This is a genomic window from Veillonella sp. 3310 (assembly GCF_003999875.1).
Classification (GTDB): Bacteria; Bacillota; Negativicutes; order Veillonellales; family Veillonellaceae; genus F0422.
In genome coordinates this window covers 113741-134383 of the sequence record NZ_RQVJ01000005.1, presented here as the reverse complement: position 1 = coordinate 134383, position 20643 = coordinate 113741, and the positions used below count along the sequence as shown (strand labels likewise).

Below are 20643 nucleotides of genomic sequence, written 5' to 3'. Positions count from 1 at the left end.
AGAACTTTAGTGATTGCTGCTGTTAAAGTAGTTTTACCATGGTCAACGTGACCGATAGTACCAATGTTAACGTGTGGCTTATTACGTTCAAATTTTGCTTTTGCCATTTTGAATTGTCCTCCCGGATAATTAAAACTTTATATATAGTAATCCTGCGGGGCTAGAAGCCCCACTGGATGCACTTTTGATTAGCCATTTTTCTTAGCTTGAATTTCTTCAGCAATTTTCTTAGGCACTTCTTCGTAATGATCGAATGTCATGGAGTAGTTACCGCGACCTTGAGTTTTGGAACGTAGGTCAGTAGCATATCCGAACATTTCGCTCAATGGAACATATGCTTTGATATGTTGGGAACCGTTGCGAGCTTCCATTCCATCCATACGGCCACGACGGGAGTTCAAATCACCGATTACGTCGCCCATGTATTCTTCTGGAACTTCAACTTCAACAGCCATGTATGGTTCAAGTAATGCTGGGTCAGCTTTACGAGCACCCTCTTTGAAGCCCATAGAACCTGCAATTTTGAAGGCCATTTCAGAGGAGTCAACATCATGGTAGGAACCGTCAAATACGATAACTTTGATGTCAACCATTGGATAGCCAGCGATAACACCGGATTCCATAGCCTCTTTAACACCGTTCTCAACTGGTCCAATGTATTCACGAGGAATAGAACCACCAACAACTTTATTTTCAAATTCGAAACCAGCACCTGGTTCTTGAGGAATGATTTCCAACCAGCAATGGCCGTATTGACCTTTACCACCAGATTGGCGAACGAATTTACCTTCAGATTTAACTGCTTTACGAATTGTTTCGCGGTATGCTACTTGAGGTTTACCTACATTACATTCAACCTTAAACTCACGGTTCATACGGTCAACGATGATGTCAAGGTGAAGCTCACCCATACCGGAAATGATTGTTTGTCCAGTTTCTTCATCAGTACGAACTTTGAAAGTTGGATCTTCTTCAGCCAAACGAGCTAAAGCCATACCCATTTTTTCTTGGTCCGCTTTAGTTTTTGGTTCCACAGCAACAGAGATAACTGGTTCTGGGAATTCCATGGATTCAAGAATAACTTGCGCTTTGTCATCACAAAGTGTATCACCAGTAGTAGTATCTTTAAGACCTACTGCAGCAGCGATATCACCAGCGTACACGCGTTCGATTTCTTGACGGCTGTTAGCATGCATTTGCAAGATACGGCCGATACGTTCTTTTTTGCCTTTAGTAGAGTTGAATACATAAGAACCAGACTCTAATGTACCGGAGTACACACGGAAGAACGCTAATTTACCAACATAAGGGTCAGCCATGATTTTGAAGGCTAACGCAGCGAAAGGACCGTCATCAGTGGAAGGACGAGTTGTCTCTTCACCAGTGTTAGGATCGATACCTTTGATTGCTGGTACATCTGTTGGAGCTGGCATGTAGTCAACTACAGCATCTAGCAACATTTGTACACCTTTGTTTTTGTAGGAAGAACCGCAAAGAACTGGGAACAATGTGTTTTCACACACAGCTTTACGAAGAGCTGCTTTAATTTGTTCTTCAGAAATTTCTTCACCTTCCAAATATTTTTCCATCAATTCGTCATCAGTTTCAGCAACTGCGTCAACTAACATTTCGCGACGTTCTGCTGCCACATCAGCATATTCTTCAGGAATTTCAGTGATTTCGTATTCTTTTCCGTCATCACTGATGTAGATTTCAGCTTTCATAGTTACCAAGTCAATGATACCCTTGAAAGTGTCTTCGGAACCGATAGGCACTTGGATAGCTACGCTATTTGCGCCTAAACGAGATTTCATCATATCAACTACGCGGAAGAAGTCAGCACCTACTGTATCCATTTTATTTACATAAGCGATACGAGGTACGCCGTATTTATCCGCTTGACGCCATACTGTTTCAGATTGAGGCTCTACGCCACCTTTCGCACTGAATACAGCTACGGATCCGTCTAGTACACGAAGGGAACGTTCTACTTCTACTGTAAAGTCTACGTGACCAGGAGTATCGATAATGTTGATGCGATGACCTTTCCATTGAGTAGTAGTCGCAGCGGACGTGATTGTGATACCACGTTCTTGCTCCTGCTCCATCCAGTCCATCGTAGCAGCACCTTCATGTACTTCACCGATTTTGTGAACTCGACCAGTATAGTAAAGGATACGTTCCGTTGTGGTTGTTTTACCAGCATCGATGTGAGCCATGATACCGATATTACGAGTTTTCTCTAAAGAAACTTCTCTTGCCACTTGTATATCTCCTTAACTAATTACCATTTGTAATGAGCAAATGCTTTGTTAGCTTCTGCCATTTTATGAGTATCTTCTTTTTTCTTAATAGCTGCGCCAGTATTATTGAACGCATCCATTAATTCGCCTGCCAAACGTTCTTTCATAGTGCGTTCACCACGAAGACGAGCATAGTTTACCATCCAGCGAATACCTAGAGATAAACGGCGATCAGCACGAACTTCAACCGGCACTTGGTAGTTAGCACCACCGATACGGCGAGCACGTACTTCTAACACAGGCATTACATTTTTTAAAGCCTGATCAAAAACTTCCATAGGGTCTTGACCCATTTTGGAACGAATAATTTCAAATGCATCATATACGATGGATTCAGCAATGCCTTTTTTGCCATCGTACATTACTTTGTTAATGAAACGTGTTACTAATTTGCTATTGTACACCGGATCTGGTAGTACATCGCGTTTCACAACAGGGCCTTTTCTTGGCATGTCAATTCCTCCTTTAACGATGTGTGTTCTCTAATCTTATGCTAAATTATTTTTTAGCACGTTTCGCGCCATATTTGGAGCGGCTTTGCATACGATTTTGTACGCCAGCTGTATCCAATGCACCACGAACGATGTGATAACGCACACCAGGAAGGTCCTTAACACGACCGCCTCTGATAAGTACAACGCTGTGTTCTTGTAAATTGTGACCAATGCCTGGGATGTATGCAGTTACTTCAATACCGTTTGTCAAACGAACACGGGCAACTTTACGAAGCGCGGAGTTCGGTTTTTTAGGCGTAGCTGTGTATACACGAGTACAAACACCACGTTTTTGTGGACACTCTTTCAAAGCTGGAGAGTCAGATTTACGCACTAAAGATTTACGGCCTTTACGTACTAACTGGTTAATAGTTGGCATGTGGGCACCTCCTTTCCAAACAATTAGATTTATAATTGATCCGCTCGATGATAGATCGTTCGGATATTACCAAAACTAGCGAAGCACGCCGATTGCGGCAGCTCCTACTTTAATGTGAGCAGCTTGTCCCAATTCTTCCATCGTGTGATTACGATTGACTGGCACATTATGCTCTAAACAAATTTCCAGAATCGGCAAGATAAGTCGGTCATCGCTATCAAGACCTACAAATACACACTCTACTTCATCACGACTCACCGCTTTTCGCGTTTGCTTCGCTCCTATTGTGAGATTTGTATTTGAAAGCATATCGATTTTCATATGCGTCTCCTTCTCATTCGTTACTTACTTTAGGGCGCACTGCCCCTTAAGCACTTTACTAGTTTACCATTCTTTATATGCCATGTCAAACGATTTTACCCCTCATAAATCGCTACAATAAAGCATTTTATATGTACATGCATCCGTGCGGTTCAAAAATAGTATTTACTGTATATTTTACGTTAGTTTTATGCAGATTTTCTATTTTATTTGTATGTATATACACTGCTTTTTTATTTTAGTATTTTATCTATGCAAAATTGATATAGTATTTTTCTATATTTCCTTATAAAAATAACGGATAACTCCCTTATAGGTTGTTATCCGTTATTCCTTTAGACAATATTAACTTGCTATCTAGGCTCGTTTTACTGTCTTATATTATTCTGCTGTTTCTACATCTGTAGTTTCATTAGCTACATCTGCATTGACAACTTCTGTATCTACTACTAGATCTTCTAATTCAGGCGTATGTTTTACTACCTTAATTTTACGATAGCGGCTCATGCCTGTACCAGCTGGTATTAATTTACCAATGATAACATTTTCTTTTAAGCCAAGTAATGGATCAATTTTACCTTTGATCGCTGCTTCTGTAAGAACACGTGTTGTTTCTTGGAAGGAAGCTGCTGACAAGAAGCTGTCGGTTGCCAAGGCTGCTTTGGTAATACCCAATAGTGTACGAACACCAGTAGCTTCTTTTTTACCATTTAAGCGTAACCGACGGTTTTCATCTTCAAATGTATTTACATCGATAGAATCTCCTGGTAATACATCTGCATCGCCAGCATCTTCAATTTTCACTTTATGTAACATTTGACGAACGATAACCTCGATGTGTTTATCGTTAATTTCTACACCTTGAGATTTGTATACTTTTTGTACTTCATATACTAGGTAACGTTGCGTTGCTTCTGTACCCATTACACGCATAATATCATGAGGGTTAATGGAACCTTCTGTTAAACGTGCGCCTAAAGATACTACGTCACCATCTTTCACAATGATGCGAGATCCATAAGGGATTAAGTAATCAAACTCTTCACCCTCAGCTGTAGTAATGAAGATGGTATTGGTACCTTTTTTATTATCGTTAGGAACGACACGTACAGTACCTTCTACTTCTGCAATGATAGCATTACGTTTTGGACGACGTGCTTCAAACAATTCTTCGACACGAGGTAAACCTTGTGTGATATCATCGCCGGCAACACCGCCTGTATGGAATGTACGCATTGTTAACTGTGTACCTGGTTCACCGATGGATTGTGCCGCAATGATACCTACTGCTTCACCAACTTGTACTTGTCCACCAGTACCTAAGTCACGGCCATAACATTTCATACATACGCCATATGGAGAACGACAAGTCAATACAGAACGGATTTTCACTGTGTCGTAATGTTTTACTACTTCATCAGCTAATTCATCAGTAATTTCACCATTCAATGGAACGATGACTTCACCAGTTTCTTTATTGATTAATTCTTCTGCTGCTGTACGGCCCACGATACGATCTTTCAATGGTTCGATAACGCCAGTACCTTCCACGATAGCTTCTACTTCAATGCCATGAATTTCATTGTTGCGTACTTGAACTTCTTTTACATCAGAGTTCAAGATAGCTTCGATAGCTTCTTCTGTTAATGCTGTATGGGCAGGGAAGATTTCTACACCTTCACTATCAATAACAGGATACACAGTATCTTTACCCAACATATTTTCAATCATTGTATTGCGTAATGTCGTACGAATGGTATCGTCCACTTCACCTAACGCAATGGTTTGAACAATGTTAGTATGGTTGATGTCGCTATCGCTACCCAATTGTGCACCACGTAATGCGATAGATTTCACTTGAGATTCTGCTAATGCTTCAATAGTTGCTTCTGTTACGATGCTTTCAGCGTCAGCAATCACTTCCCCAGTCATAGGGTCTACTACATCGCGATCTAACACACGACCGATTAAATCATCTTTTAAGTATGTTAATGCATCTTTTGTATTACGCGCTAAGCGAGCTCTTTCACGAGCTAAGTCGATACCTACCACATCGCAATCTTCCTCACGAACGATTACATCTTGAGATACGTCAACAAGACGACGTGTTAAGTAACCGGAGTCAGCTGTACGAAGGGCTGTATCGGCCAAACCTTTACGAGCACCGTGAGAGGACGTAAAGTAATCCAATACAGTCAAACCTTCTTTAAAGTTTGCTTTAATAGGCAAGTCGATGATACGACCAGATGGGTCCGCCATCAAACCACGCATACCTGCCAACTGACGAATCTGTTGTTTGTTACCACGGGCTCCGGAAATCGCCATCATATATACTGGGTTGAAACCATCTTGGTCAGCCGCCATATTATCCATCATGGCTTCTGTTACATTGTCGATAGCTTCATTCCAAAGTTCGATCGTTTTACGGTAACGTTCTTCTTCTGTAATTAAACCACGACGATATAGACGGGATACTTTATTAACTTCTGTATCTGCTTCTTCTACAATACCAGCTTTTACTTCTGGTACTTTGATATCCGCAATAGCAATTGTCATACCAGCACGGCGAGCGAAAGAGTAGCCCAAGGATTTAATGCGGTCCAATAGTTCTGCAGTTTTTTCATTGCCGAACGCCTGGAAACATTGGTCGACTAATTTACCAACCATTTTCTTATCCATGACTTTACCCAAGGACCATGTGCCGTCTTCTTCTTTCACAAATTGACGGATTTCTGGATATAAAGCTTCGTTAAATATCAAACGACCTGCTGTCGTTTTAACTAGACCATATCCTTCGATACGAATGTAGATAACGTCTTGTAAGCCGATGGCACCAGAATCATATGCCAACATCACTTCATCATAATTTGCAAAGCGTTTTGCCTTATCTTCTGTACCTTTACGAACTACTGTTAGGTAGTAAGTACCCAAGATCATATCCTGAGATGGAACTGCTACTGGTTTACCATCTTTAGTAGATAAGATGTTATGGGATGAAAGCATCAAGGTACGTGCTTCCGATTGTGCTTCTACGGACAATGGTAAGTGACACGCCATTTGGTCACCGTCAAAGTCGGCGTTGAAGGCTGTACATACTAATGGATGCAATTTGATAGCACGGCCTTCCCAAAGGATTGGTTCGAAGGCTTGGATACCTAATCTATGCAATGTAGGGGCACGGTTTAGTAATACTGGATGTTCTTTAATAACTTCTTCTAAAGCTTCCCAAACACCAGCACCGATACGCTCTACTTGACGTTTTGCGGCTTTAATATTGCTAGCTTGTCCACGTTCTACCAAACGTTTCATAACGAATGGCTTGAATAATTCCAATGCCATCTCTTTTGGAAGACCACATTGATGCATTTTCAATTCTGGACCAACTACGATAACGGAACGGCCGGAATAGTCAACACGTTTACCCAACAAGTTTTGACGGAAACGACCTTGCTTACCTTTTAACATATCGGATAAGGATTTCAATGGACGGTTGCCAGGACCTGTCACAGGACGGCCACGACGACCATTGTCAATCAACGCATCCACAGCTTCTTGTAGCATACGTTTTTCGTTGCGCACGATAATATCAGGAGCGCCTAAATCCAGTAAACGTTTTAAACGGTTATTACGATTGATAACACGACGATACAAATCATTCAAGTCAGAGGTAGCGAAACGACCACCATCTAATTGCACCATTGGGCGCAATTCAGGTGGGATAACTGGCACTACATCCATAATCATCCATTCTGGGCGATTGCCAGATTGACGGAATGCTTCTACTACTTCCAAACGGCGAACGGCACGAACTTTACGTTGACCTGTAGCAGTTTCTAATTCACTGCGCAACTCATCATTCAATGCTTCTAAGTCTAATTCGCAAAGTAATTCTTTAATCGCTTCTGCACCCATATCGATACACACGAATGTATTCTCTTCTAAGGCACCAAGCTCTAATTTTTCTTCACGAGTTAATACTTCGTATTCTTTTTCTTCTTCTGGAATTTCTGTATTCGCCGCAAGCTCTGCATTCACTTCTTCTTTGTGTTTTGCAGAATTGATTAATTGCAAACGTTCACGACGTTGTGCAATGGTTTCAATGATGACACTTTTACCACCGATTTTATAGTCAGCATCATTGAACATGGCTTCGTATTCACGGAATTCAGTTTCAAATAACAATTGCTGTTTAGACAATGGAGATTGACCTGGATCCACTACGATATACGCAGCAAAATATAATACACGTTCCAAGGAACGAGGAGATATGTCAAGGATCAATCCCATGCGAGATGGGATACCCTTGAAATACCAAATATGAGACACTGGTGTAGCTAATTCAATATGGCCCATACGTTCACGACGCACTTTAGCACGAGTGACTTCTACACCACATTTATCACAGACAACACCTTTATAACGGATGCGTTTATATTTTCCACAATGACATTCCCAGTCCTTTGTTGGTCCGAAAATGCGCTCACAGAATAAACCATCTCGCTCTGGTTTTAAGGTGCGGTAGTTAATTGTTTCAGGTTTTTTAACTTCTCCATGAGACCACTCCAAAATTTGTTGTGGTGAAGCTAAACCGATTCGCATGGAATCAAATTCATTTACGTCTAGCACTGTATGCTCCCTCCTTTACGAGATAGTGGTACTTACTCATTATCAGAAGATTCTACATAGCCACTGATTTGGCTGATAATATCATCTTCTTCACCTGCTGTTACAGGCTCTTCTTCTACAATGTATCCGTCAGGTGTTCCTTCTACTGTGGAAGCTTCTCCTTCTGTAGTCGCTTCTGTAGTACCTTCTTCCATCACTTCACGAATATCATCATGACGTGGTACATCCTCATCATCTAATTCCTTGATAAGAACTTCTTCTTGATCTTCATTCAAGATTTTTACGTCAAGGCCAATACTTTGCAATTCTTTCAACAATACTTTGAAAGATTCAGGTACACCAGGTTCAGGAATATTTTCACCTTTAACGATTTTTTCGTAAGCTTTTACACGGCCCACAACATCGTCAGATTTCACAGTTAACAACTCTTGTAGTGTATACGCTGCGCCATACGCTTCAAGAGCCCACACTTCCATCTCACCGAAACGTTGTCCACCGAATTGAGCTTTACCACCCAATGGTTGTTGTGTAACAAGAGAGTACGGACCAGTAGAACGAGCATGGATTTTATCATCTACTAGATGGTGAAGTTTTAACATGTATACGTAACCAACGGTAACTTTGTTATCCATTTTTTCGCCTGTACGGCCATCGTATAATACAGTTTTACCATCATCATCACGACCAGCTATGCTAAGTGTATCGAACACGTCACTTTCATGAGCACCATCAAATACTGGTGTCGCAATATGAATACCAGCCACGTCAGGTTTTGGCATACCATACATATCATAGTCATAACCAAATTTTTCCAACTCAGTACGCAAATGACTACGTTTTTCACGAACTTGTTGAATCGTTTCAATCACATGTACTACACGACGAATTGCACGCAATTCCTCTTCTAACGCTGCTTCCATTTCTGGACGTTCAGCTTCTACATCATCAAATGTTTCAATACCTAATTCATAGATACGTTTTTCTTCAGCCAATAAGAAGTTATAGCGTTTTTCTCCACCAAGATCTTCAAATTTTTCTTGAGCTCGATGTAAAATTTTATCTAAAGCTACTACTTTTTGACTATCAATTTGTTTATCTGTTTCAAGGTAGTTAGCAATCGTAGGATCTGCAATGGCTTGTTCTAAACTTTCAATTTCCGCATAGATATCTTTGATGCCATCAATTTCATCCCAATATGTACCGTTTAATTTAGCTTCTTTCAGTACTTCTTTGATTTTTAGATCAGTTGCCTTAATTTGCATACCTAATCCTTGTACTGCCCAACCTAAATGCGTTTCCAATACCTGTCCGATGTTCATACGAGACGGTACGCCTAATGGGTTCAATACGATTTGTACTGGTGTACCATCTGGTAAGAATGGCATATCTTCTTGACGCATAACGCGAGAAACGACACCTTTGTTACCATGACGACCCGCCATTTTATCGCCTTCGTGGATTTTACGTTTTTGCGCAATATATACACGAACTACTTTATTAACACCTGGTTGTAATTCATCACCGTTTTCACGCGTGAAGATTTTAACGTCCACAATCTTACCTGCTTCACCATGTGGTACACGCAAGGAAGTATCGCGAACTTCACGTTCTTTGTCGCCAAAAATAGCGCGTAATAAGCGTTCTTCTGGAGTTAATTCAGTTTCCCCTTTAGGAGTTACTTTACCAACTAAGATGTCACCAGGTTTAACTTCTGCACCGATGCAGATAATACCATTTTCATCCAAGTTTTTAAGGTTATCATCACCAGTATTTGGCAATTCACGAGTGATTTCTTCGGCACCTAATTTCGTGTCACGAGCATCACATTCGTACTCTTCGATATGGATGGATGTGTAGATATCTTCTTTACAAAGTTCTTCACTTAATAAAATCGCATCCTCGTAGTTATAACCTTCCCAAGGCATGAACGCTACCAATACGTTGAAACCTAATGCTAATTCGCCCCCATCTGTAGCTGGACCATCTGCCAATACTTGACCTTTCACCACGGATTGACCACGGTATACGATTGGTTTTTGGTTAAAGCACGTAGATTGGTTAGAACGCATGAATTTGTTCATTTTATATACGTCTACACGACCATTATCACGTTGTACATGGACTTCATTACCCCAACAACGTGTAACAATACCAGCTTCTTTTGCTAATACACAAACGCCAGAGTCTGTTGCCGCTTTGTATTCCATACCTGTACCAACTAAAGGTGCTTGTGCACGAAGTAGAGGCACCGCTTGACGCTGCATGTTCGCACCCATCAAGGCACGGTTCGCATCGTCATTTTCTAAGAATGGAATCATAGCAGTACCGATAGATACTACTTCTTTTGGGCTTACGTCCATGTAGTCTACTTTATCTGGAGATACTTCTAATACATCATGACCACGACGACATGCAATGTTCTCAGATACGAAGTAACCTTCTTCATCAATGCGAGAGTTCGCTTGGGCAATTGTCATGCCTTCTTCTTCATCTGCTGTCATATATACAACTTGGTCTGTAACACGAACTTTCAATACTTTGTTAGCATCTTCGCCTGTACCATATACTTTTTCAATTTTACGGTATGGTGCTTCGATGAAACCAAATTCATTCACTTTCGCATAGTTAGACAAGGAGTTAATCAAACCGATGTTTGGACCCTCTGGAGTTTCGATTGGACACATACGACCATAATGGGAATGATGCACGTCACGAACTTCGAAGCCTGCACGCTCACGAGATAAACCACCAGGTCCTAACGCGGATAGACGACGTTTATGTGTCAATTCACCCAATGGGTTAGTTTGGTCCATAAACTGAGACAACTGAGAAGAACCAAAGAATTCTTTGATCGCTGCCACAACTGGACGGATATTCAATAATGCTTGTGGTGTAATAACAGATACGTCTTGGATTGTCATACGTTCTTTTACCACACGTTCCATACGAGTTAAACCGATACGGAATTGGTTTTGCAACAATTCGCCTACGCAACGAAGACGACGGTTACCCAAATGGTCAATATCATCAGTTTGACCAATGTTTTCGATCAAGTTCATCATGTAACTTACGTTAGCAATCATATCTTCACGCGTCACAGTACGATGACTAAATGGCAAATTGCTATTGTTACAAATCACTTTTACTACAGTGCCATCTGTATTCACTACGAAGAACTCAGGTACTACATCACCGCTATATACACCGCTATTAGCCACTACGTCAAGAACTTCTTCGTTCACATAAGTATTCGCTTCTACGATGATTTCACCATTTTCGTCTACGATTGGTTCTGCCAAAGTTTGACCGAACATGCGTTGACGCCAGCCTAATTTTTTATTTAATTTATAACGACCTACACGAGCTAAATCATAGCGACGAGGATCAAAGAATAAGTTATCGAATAAGTTACGAGCACTTTCCACAGTTGGTGGTTCGCCTGGACGAAGTTTTTTGTAGATTTCTACTAATGCTTCATCAGAGGATTGTGTGCTGTCTTTTTCTAATGTACGAAGTAAACGTTCATCGTATTCAGGATGACCATTTTCATCCACTTGTCCATTCCAGAATAATTCCAAGATGGATTCGTTAGTTTCCCAACCTAATGCACGTACTAATACTGTAGCTGGTAATTTACGGTTACGGTCGATACGTACGGACACAATGTCGTTCGCATCTTTTTCTAACTCGATCCAAGCACCACGGTTCGGAATCACTGTGGAATCATACAAACGGTTACCCATGGTATCGATACTGCCACCGTAGTACACACCTGGAGAACGAACTAATTGGGATACGATAACACGTTCCGCACCATTGATGATGAAAGTTCCTGTATCTGTCATCAATGGGAAGTCGCCCATAAATACTTCTTGTTCTTTAATATCTGGATTTTCTGGATCATTGTTAACGAGACGAACATTGACGCGCAATGGTGCTGCATACGTAGCATCACGATTTTTGCATTCGTTAATGTCATATTTTGGTTCTCCAAGGCTGAAACCTTCAAAGGAAAGAGCTAACTTTCCTGAATTGTCTTTAATCGGAGAAATATCGTTAAAAATATCTTGTAAACCGCTCTCTAAAAACCACTCATAGGACTTGCGTTGCACGTCTAACAAATGTGGCATTTCGAGAACTTCGTTGATCTTAGCGTAGGTATATCGAGTACGCTTACCCACTTGCTCAGGTTTGAACATGTTCTTTTCACCCCTCATAATAATTGGCTTACATATTCTATAACGGTATGACTGCAGACGATTCCAGGTCTCAGTTTTCCTGCTGACCAATGACAAAATAAGCAAGGCTCGTAATTTTTTCTTGTGAACCTTGCTTTCCTCATTTCAGCACAACCTTGGATATATTCCTTCATCAATTCAATGTTATAGTTACTTTTTTGCAATTAAATATTATAATCTTCTTATATCTATTTGTCAATAGCTATTATACTAAAAGTTCTCCATAGTACGAATACCATGTAATACTCCATACCATTAACGACTAAAAAAGACTTGGTACACAAACATTTTATTCGTTCGTATCCAAGTCCTTTTTCTTTACCATCTGCACGGCACCTACTGGGCATATAGCATAACAGTCACCACAGTGAATGCACATGTCCTGATGGATGACATAGCGATCACCTTTGCGTGTAATAGCCTCTGCAGGGCAATCCATAGCACACCCTGCACAACAAACGCAGGTATCATTAATATAAAAGTACATAAGCAAGCCTCCTAGCCTTAGTATACTACGAGGCTCCCCACATGTCACTCTTCCACAATACACTGACACATCTTCATAGTCAATAGTGCCGCTTCATGGGATTCTTGTGTCACCCCTGCACAACATTCCGGATCCACATGAAGTGGAATTTCTGGCAATCCTGCTTTTAGAATCAAAGCATTAGAAACCACGCAAATATCCGTACATAAACCAATCAAAGTTAAAGATTCGATAGGTTCCTCTTCATGCATTCCTTTAAGATGGGCCAACAAATCTAAGGACCCAAAGTTAGGTTTATCTAGTACATCCACCCGTTGACCTCGTTCACGAGCCACTTCCAACAGGTCATCCGCAATCTCCCAACCTTTGGTGCCACGGGCACAATGTTCCACTGGCAAATGTTTCCCCTCTTGGCTTTCAAGATAACCGCCATCGTGGGTATCACGAGTGAACACAACAGGACCAGTAAAATTGCGGATTTTTTCACGTACCGCCGGTACAATAGCCTGCGCCTGCGGTGAACCTAATGTTCCATCAATAAAATCATGTTGCATATCTATCACAATCAATACGTTCATAGGGCATCTCCTTTGTTAGAAAGTAGGCAAGGAAATGATACACTCCCTTGCCTCACCTAATTGATAGTACTTAAACCTTTGACTACTTATACTATTATCATTATCCTTTGACTACGTCAGCGCAACGAGCACATAATGTTGGATGATCCCCATCTTGACCAACTGTGTCGCGATGAATCCAGCAACGTTCGCACTTTTCTAACTCAGATGGAGTTACCACGATGGATAATGCTCCGTCTTCTACTGTTACTGCGTTGTCTGGTGCTTTGTCACGGCCTTCCACTACATGCGCTTCAGACACGATCAACAAGCTAGCTAAGGAAGCACCGAATCCAATCAATGCTTGGTACGCATCGCCATCTGCATACACAGTGATGGATGCATCCAAGGAGTGACCGATCGCTTTATCACGGCGAGCGCCTTCTAAAGCTCTTGTCATTTCACTACGAAGGTCTAACATCGTTGCCCAACGTGCAGACAATTCCCCGTCCACATGCTCTGCATGACCTTGTGGCCAATCTGCTAGCATCACGCTTTCTTCCATACCATCTTCTTTTGGCATGTATTGCCATACTTCTTCAGCTGTGAAAGAAAGAACTGGGGACACCATTTTAACTAATGTTGTCAAGATTTCGTAGATGGCAGTTTGTGCACTACGACGAGCTACGTTGTTTTCTTTCTCTGCATACATTGTATCTTTCAACACGTCTAAGTAGAAGGAAGATAAATCTACAGTACAGAAATTATGGATTGTGTGATACAAGATGTGAAATTCATAGTTTTCATAAGCATTTGTTACTTTTTGACGAACTTCTTCTAAACGATGCAACGCCCAACGATCCAATTCTGTTAACTCTTTATAAGCTACTTTATCAGTGTTAGGGTTAAAGTTATCTAAGTTACCCAACAAGAAACGGAATGTGTTACGGATTTTACGATATACTTCTGCCAATTGTTTTACGATATCTTTGGACAAACGCACGTCTGCTTGGTAATCTGCAGAGGATACCCACAAACGCATTACGTCAGCGCCGTGTACATCGATGATATCAGAAGGAGCCACTGTATTGCCTACAGATTTAGACATTTTGCGACCTTCTCCATCCACTACGAAACCGTGAGTCAATACGGCATTGTATGGTGCATGACCACGTGTAGCGATACCTGTTAACAAGGAAGAGTTGAACCAACCACGATGTTGGTCAGAACCTTCTAAGTACATAGCGCAAGGTACATCCATTTCATTTTGTTCCAATACGCCAGACCAAGAGCTACCACTGTCGAACCATACGTCCATGATATCGGTTTCTTTGTGGAAAGAATCGTGTCCGCAAGATGGGCATGTGAACCCTTCTGGCAATAATTCTTTCGCTTCATGAGCCCACCAAGCGTTGGAGCCTTCTTTGGCAAACCATTCTTGTAAAGAAGAGATAGTATCATCATTGATGATGTGCTCTCCGCAATGGTCGCAATAGTAGATAGGAATTGGCACACCCCACGCACGTTGACGAGAGATAACCCAGTCCCCACGGTCTGCAATCATGTTATAAATGCGGTCATGACCCCATTTAGGAATCCATTGTACTTGTTCGTCGATGGCTTTCAATGCTTCTTGACGATATCCATCCACGGAGGAGAACCATTGTTCTGTAGCACGATAGATAACAGGATTTTTACAACGCCAGCAATGAGCATATTGGTGACGGATATTGCCTTTTTGCACCAATGCACCATTGTGAGCCAAAATTTTGATCACTGGTACTTCTGCATCGTGGATTTCAACACCCGCTAGTGGTTGTTCTGTATCCCCATAACGAGGTTCGTCTACTTTGGCAATGTAACGACCTGTAGCGTCTACTAAAGATAAAATTTCAAAGTCGATTTTACCTGCATCTTTGTATGCTTTTACTACATTAAAGTCATCTTCACCATGAGCAGGCGCTGTATGTACGCAACCTGTACCAGCGTCTAAGGTAACGTGAGAACCCAACAAGATAGGAGCATTACGATCAGCAAATGGATGTTTAAAGTTCGCTAATTCTAATTCACTACCTTTAAACGTGTTCAATACTTCATAGGACTCTACGCCCATTTCTTTGGTAGCTGTTTCGATTAAGCCATTCGCAAGCAACCATGCTTCATCGCCGATTTTCACCCAAGAGTAATCTAATTCTGGGTTCACAGAGATCGCTTGGTTGGCAGGCATTGTCCAAGGAGTTGTTGTCCAGATGACGGAAAACAATTTACTAGTGTCAAAACCTGCTGGCAATGTGCTGTCAGCACCGTTTACGTAAGCAAATTTAACATAGATGGAGAAAGATTTTTTCTCAGCATATTCAATTTCCGCTTCCGCCAAAGCAGTTTCACAATGCGTACACCAGTACACAGTTTTCAACCCTTTGTAGATGTAGCCACGTTTCGCCATTTCACCAAATACGCCGATTTGTTTCACTTCGAACTCAGGGCGCAATGTTAAATAGGGACGATCCCATTCACCAAGCACACCGAAACGGATGAAATCTTTCTTTTGTTCTTCTACACAATTCAATGCGTATTCACGACATTGATTGCGAAGATCCAATGGACTCATTTCATGACGATTCAAGCCAGTGTTTTTGATAACTGCATGCTCGATAGGAAGACCATGTGTATCCCAACCAGGAATGTATGGTGTGTAATGGCCTTGCATTGTTTTATATTTCATCACAATGTCTTTTAATGTTTTGTTCAAGGCATGACCGATGTGCAATTTACCATTCGCATAGGGAGGGCCATCGTGCAAAATAAAAGATTTTTTACCTTTATTTTTAGCTAAGCGTTTTTCATAAATTTTATTATCTTCCCAAAACTTGATAAATTCTGGTTCGCGCTTTGGCAAATTACCGCGCATAGGAAATTCTGTTTCAGGCAAGTGCAAGGTCTTACCATAATTCACTTCATTAGACATTCTATTTCTCCTCTCAATAAAAAAAGCACCCGCTCCCCGAAGGGACGAATGCAAATCCGTGGTACCACCCTACTGATGATTCTTGTGAAAGATACCCCCAACGAATCATCGCTCAAACATATAACGGTGTCCACCGATGTGAGTACCCCCAGTACGGGCTCCCCAACATATACTCAAAAGTGATCCGCCATGCATTCACCCATGAGGCTTTCACCATCCCTCACTCGCTCGGAGCTACCTTGCATGACCGTCTTTATCAACGTATTAACATATATCGTTGTCAAATACAGATACAATTATATACTATCTAGAATGTACTTGCAATAGGTCTAGACGCATTCTATACGTATATTATAAACGATATATCCTATGACCATGATACTATTATATAGCCATACTATCTTACTTCGCCAAACCCATACACCACAAATGCTAGAACCATATGTATAAAAATCTACTCGGAATCCTACAAGAAACTATTAGAGGTATACCTAGATTAGGGGTATAATAAATCTCACTGATATGCTACCATAGATACATACATAGTTGGAAATTTATAGTAGGGTCATCTACACGTACATAGGAGTCAGTATGGAACTTTGGAAACGCACCTTATACGTTTGTTTATTCGGGGCCTTCATGGCATCGGTGGGGCTCAGTCAAGCAGCTCCCCTCATTCCCTTATATTTACAGGACCTAGGAGTCCACGATCAAGGATCTCTTGCTAATTGGTCTGGTATCGCCATGGGTGTCACCTATCTTATGGTGGCTCTCGTCTCACCTTTTTGGGGAAAACTAGCTGATAGAAAAGGAAGAAAATTAATTTTACTACGGGCTAGTTTTGGAATGATGGTCACCAATGCACTTCTTGGATTCGCACAAAGCCCTGAACATGTTGTGATGATCCGCATTCTAAATGGTATGGTATCTGGATTTTTTTCTGGATCTATTACGTTAGTAGCCACCCAAACTCCAGAGTCCAGAACTGGTTGGGCCTTAGGTCTATTATCCGCTGCCAACTTAGGAGGCTCCTTATTAGGACCTATGATTGGTGGTTATATGGGAAGTACCTTTGGTATTCGGTATGCTTTTTTTGTGGTATCCGCTTTACTAGGCATAGCTTTTTTATCTTCCTTATTATTCATAAAAGAAGACTTTACTCCTAAAGTAAAGGGCCCAGCTCCTTCTTTCAAAGACTTACAACAATCTATCTCCAATTGGAAAGGTCTTATCTTCGTATCTATCGCTTCTTTCATTTTTGCCTTCACTACCATGGCATCAGCTCCTATCCTTTCTGTATTCGTGCAACATATTGTAGGCCGTGGCCACGAACACATCGCATTACTAGCTGGTTTAGCTTTCACATCTACAGGGATTGCTCAAATGTTAGCTAGCTCTGTACTCGGTCGCTACATCGACAAATTAGGCCCTCAATTCATTCTTTGGACAAGTTTTATTTATGTAGGATGCCTGACAATTCCACAAGCCTTTACAGATTCTATTATCGTCTTATGTATCATTCGATTTTTACTAGGCTTTGGATTAGGCGGACTATTGCCAGGAATCAACACCTATATTGCGAGTATTACACCAAAACATTTAGCTGGGCAAATTTTTGCTTACAACCAGTCCACTCTATTCTTCGGCTACTTTATGGGCGCTGTAGGTGGTTCAGCCATCGTATCTCAATGGGGCTTTAGTACCATGTTTATCGTGACAGGTATGATTATTGCATTAACAGGGGTCTTCTTGAAAGTAACATTAGGGCGTACTACAACAGCCAGTCATTAGCATCATTCTTATAAACTACAATATAATTTTCCATCCTATATACTATGCATTACATATGCTTTATGATGATGCACATATGACAAAATACATAGAATATAAAAACAGAGGTCCTATCATCAAGGCCTCTGTTTTTTATCGTATTATATTGAAAACATTTTGAATCACTATCTACTATACTGACAGTGTAAACCTATAATGTATTAACCCCTGTTTCCAACGGGAACCCTTCATAAGTCACCCAATCGCTAGAACTGCCTACATACATAGCTGGTTCCACACCCACTTCTGCTAACGCAATCATTAAGTTGGCTGCTGTCACACCAGAACCACAATAGGCAACGATAGGTTTTTCCACCTTAGTTAAGTCACCATAAGCTGTTTGTAATTCTGCAATTGGACGTACACCATCAGCTGTAAATCCCCATTCATAGAAATGATTGATTGCTCCTGGTACATGTCCCGTCATGCCATCCATCGTATCCTCTACCGATCCATCATATCGTTGTGGTGCCCGCGCATCGATGATGACATGACTGCCAGCTTGGCTAGCTTGTAACACTTCATCACGGCTCATCACTAAATGGTCTTGTAATGTATAGTCCAACGGTTTTGAATCTGCCATAGTAGGTGTAGATTCTTGTGTCAATGGGTATCCTTCCCGATACCATCGTTCAATGCCACCGGCTAGGACTTTCACATTGGTGAAACCCATATATAGTAGCAAGAACCGCAACCGACCAGCAAAGGAAATCCACGCATCGTACACCACGATGTGAGAATCCATGGTCACACCGCATTCGCTCAAACGATTTGCTAAGACAGCCATGTCTGGTAAGGGATGACGACCACCGTGTGTTCCTAAAGGACCACTCATGTGTGCGTCCATATCAATAGCAAAGGATCCCGGAATGTGGGCTGCTGCATAGGCATCAAAGCCACGAGCATCGAGGACCACCACTCTATCTAATTGTTCATGTAATTCTTTCGGAGAAATTAAAACACTCATCATTACACCTCCTATATATAAACTAGAATGCCATACACTCTATATAATCTAGTGTAACATAGATTATCTTCGATGTGTATGGCATTTCTATTCATACATGTATGATATGACATACTATTAATTTTTATCGGTTTTCATTACTCTTCATAAGAAAGGTTAATACTCATATTACTCTTTAATAGCTTGAAACGCTTCTTTTGCAATTTGTAATGTGTATGCCAAATCTTGATCGCTATGGCACGTAGATAAGAAGTTGCTTTCATATTGGCTGGCTGCATAATAGATGCCACGTTCCAAGTTGTAATGGAAGAATGTTTTAAACACTTCCATATCACAAGCGCTGGCGTCATCGAAGTTATGCACTGCTTTATCTGTGAAGAAGAGAGTAAACATAGATCCTACTCGTTGTACTACTACAGGTACACCTACTTCTTTCGCCGCCGCTTCTAATCCTTGGCATAAGGCTTCTGTAGATTCCTCTACTTGACGGAATGCATTCGGATGTTTTTGCAACATAGACAAGGTAGCAAGACCTGCCGCCATGGCTACTGGATTACCACTCAAGGTGCCTGCTTGGTACACAGGACCGGATGGAGCAATGGAAGACATAATTTCTTTCTTGCCACCGAATACCGCCATTGGTAAGCCACCGCCTACGATTTTACCTAAGCATGTCAAATCTGGAATGACATTGTAATATTTTTGTGCCCCTCCAGAACTGGAGCGGAATCCGCACATCACTTCATCAAAGATGAGGACTGCACCGTGCTCTGTCGTTACTTCACGCAAAGTCTCCAAGAATCCTTCCACAGGAGGTACACAGCCCATATTACCTGCTACTGGTTCCACGATGATGGCTGCAATACTTTCACCATGAGCCTCGAACAATTGGCGAACTGCATCAGAATCATTGTACGGCAATGTAATCGTATCCCTTGCCACACCAGTTGGCACGCCGGGACTATCAGGCACGCCAAAGGTAGCTAAGCCAGAACCAGCTTTCACTAACAAGCTATCACTATGACCATGGTAACAGCCGATAAATTTCACAATTTTGTCACGACCTGTATAGCCACGAGCCAAACGCAAGGCACTCATAGTAGATTCTGTACCAGAGTTCACCATGCGTACCATTTCCATAGATGGATAGAAAGCTTGAATTTTTTTCGCCACTTCTGTTTCAAGCAGTGTTGGTGCTCCATAACTAGTACCACGAGGGATGGCTTCCAAAATAGACGCCACGATTTCAGGATTCGCATGACCTAGAATCATAGGACCCCAAGACAATACGTAATCGATGTACTCATTGCCATCAATATCGTAAATGCGAGATCCACTAGCAGAACTGATAAAAGGAGGATTGCCCCCTACACTGCGGTAAGAGCGAACGGGACTGTTCACACCACCTGGCATATATTCACGAGCCTCTGTAAAGGCTTGTTTTGATTTTTCTAAACTAAACATAATGGCTCC

The 20643-nt window shown here is 41.4% G+C and carries 13 protein-coding genes; 1 reads left to right on the top strand and 12 read right to left on the bottom strand.

Annotation, left to right across the window (positions count from 1 at the left end; genetic code table 11):
* The 10 genes from EO127_RS07295 to ileS all read right to left on the bottom strand — a co-directional run.
* Positions 1-107: GTP-binding protein (locus tag EO127_RS07295; protein WP_149306083.1), on the bottom strand; the 107-nt coding region annotated here is incomplete at its 3' end.
* An 81-nt stretch (positions 108-188) separates the two neighbouring features.
* A complete protein-coding gene (gene fusA / locus EO127_RS07290) occupies positions 189-2264 on the bottom strand; it encodes an elongation factor G (protein WP_127448752.1) in 2076 nt (691 codons plus the stop codon).
* Positions 2265-2284: 20 nt separating this feature from the next.
* Positions 2285-2755 (bottom strand): 30S ribosomal protein S7, encoded by a 471-nt coding sequence (rpsG, locus tag EO127_RS07285; protein ID WP_009353884.1) that lies wholly within the window; start codon positions 2753-2755, stop codon positions 2285-2287.
* Positions 2756-2801: 46 nt separating this feature from the next.
* The gene (rpsL, locus tag EO127_RS07280; RefSeq protein ID WP_126939305.1) at positions 2802-3176 is read right to left on the bottom strand and encodes a 30S ribosomal protein S12; all 375 of its coding nucleotides are present in this window, start codon (positions 3174-3176) and stop codon (positions 2802-2804) included.
* Between the two features lie 75 nt (positions 3177-3251).
* Positions 3252-3497 carry a ribosomal L7Ae/L30e/S12e/Gadd45 family protein gene (locus tag EO127_RS07275; RefSeq protein ID WP_127448751.1) on the bottom strand — a complete coding sequence of 82 codons (246 nt, stop codon included), beginning with the start codon at positions 3495-3497 and terminating at the stop codon, positions 3252-3254.
* Between the two features lie 381 nt (positions 3498-3878).
* Positions 3879-8123 (bottom strand): DNA-directed RNA polymerase subunit beta', encoded by a 4245-nt coding sequence (gene rpoC, locus EO127_RS07270; protein WP_127448750.1) that lies wholly within the window; start codon positions 8121-8123, stop codon positions 3879-3881.
* Between the two features lie 32 nt (positions 8124-8155).
* The gene (gene rpoB, locus EO127_RS07265; protein ID WP_127448758.1) at positions 8156-12322 is read right to left on the bottom strand and encodes a DNA-directed RNA polymerase subunit beta; all 4167 of its coding nucleotides are present in this window, start codon (positions 12320-12322) and stop codon (positions 8156-8158) included.
* Between the two features lie 328 nt (positions 12323-12650).
* A complete protein-coding gene (locus EO127_RS07260; protein WP_009353935.1) occupies positions 12651-12848 on the bottom strand; it encodes a DUF362 domain-containing protein in 198 nt (65 codons plus the stop codon).
* A 44-nt stretch (positions 12849-12892) separates the two neighbouring features.
* Positions 12893-13426: a cysteine hydrolase family protein gene (locus tag EO127_RS07255; protein WP_127448749.1), complete on the bottom strand. Its 534-nt coding sequence runs from the start codon at positions 13424-13426 to the stop codon at positions 12893-12895.
* Between the two features lie 100 nt (positions 13427-13526).
* Positions 13527-16361, bottom strand: a complete 2835-nt coding sequence (gene ileS / locus EO127_RS07250) for an isoleucine--tRNA ligase (protein ID WP_127448757.1) — start codon at positions 16359-16361, stop codon at positions 13527-13529.
* A 603-nt stretch (positions 16362-16964) separates the two neighbouring features.
* Between ileS and EO127_RS07245 the strand changes: the two genes are divergently transcribed.
* Complete coding sequence (locus EO127_RS07245) at positions 16965-18164, top strand: MFS transporter (RefSeq protein WP_009353873.1); 1200 nt, start codon at positions 16965-16967, stop codon at positions 18162-18164.
* 190 nt (positions 18165-18354) lie between these two features.
* Here the strand turns inward: EO127_RS07245 and EO127_RS07240 are convergent, their stop codons facing one another.
* Both EO127_RS07240 and hemL read right to left on the bottom strand, forming a co-directional pair.
* Positions 18355-19170: a sulfurtransferase gene (locus tag EO127_RS07240; RefSeq protein WP_127448756.1), complete on the bottom strand. Its 816-nt coding sequence runs from the start codon at positions 19168-19170 to the stop codon at positions 18355-18357.
* Positions 19171-19338: 168 nt separating this feature from the next.
* Entirely contained in the window at positions 19339-20634 is a 1296-nt protein-coding gene (gene hemL / locus EO127_RS07235) for a glutamate-1-semialdehyde 2,1-aminomutase (RefSeq protein ID WP_127448748.1), read from the bottom strand.
* Between the last annotated feature and the right edge of the window lie 9 nt (positions 20635-20643).

Excerpts from the sequence above, each read along its gene's own strand:
- rpsG (WP_009353884.1), bottom strand. The coding sequence starts at position 2,755 with ATGCCAAGAAAAGGCCCTGTTGTGAAACGCGATGTACTACCAGATCCG.
- rpsL (WP_126939305.1), bottom strand. The coding sequence starts at position 3,176 with ATGCCAACTATTAACCAGTTAGTACGTAAAGGCCGTAAATCTTTAGTG.
- EO127_RS07275 (WP_127448751.1), bottom strand. The coding sequence starts at position 3,497 with ATGAAAATCGATATGCTTTCAAATACAAATCTCACAATAGGAGCGAAG.
- rpoB (WP_127448758.1), bottom strand. The coding sequence starts at position 12,322 with ATGTTCAAACCTGAGCAAGTGGGTAAGCGTACTCGATATACCTACGCT.
- EO127_RS07260 (WP_009353935.1), bottom strand. The coding sequence starts at position 12,848 with ATGTACTTTTATATTAATGATACCTGCGTTTGTTGTGCAGGGTGTGCT.
- EO127_RS07255 (WP_127448749.1), bottom strand. The coding sequence starts at position 13,426 with ATGAACGTATTGATTGTGATAGATATGCAACATGATTTTATTGATGGA.
- EO127_RS07245 (WP_009353873.1), top strand. The coding sequence starts at position 16,965 with ATGGAACTTTGGAAACGCACCTTATACGTTTGTTTATTCGGGGCCTTC.
- EO127_RS07240 (WP_127448756.1), bottom strand. The coding sequence starts at position 19,170 with ATGAGTGTTTTAATTTCTCCGAAAGAATTACATGAACAATTAGATAGA.
- hemL (WP_127448748.1), bottom strand. The coding sequence starts at position 20,634 with ATGTTTAGTTTAGAAAAATCAAAACAAGCCTTTACAGAGGCTCGTGAA.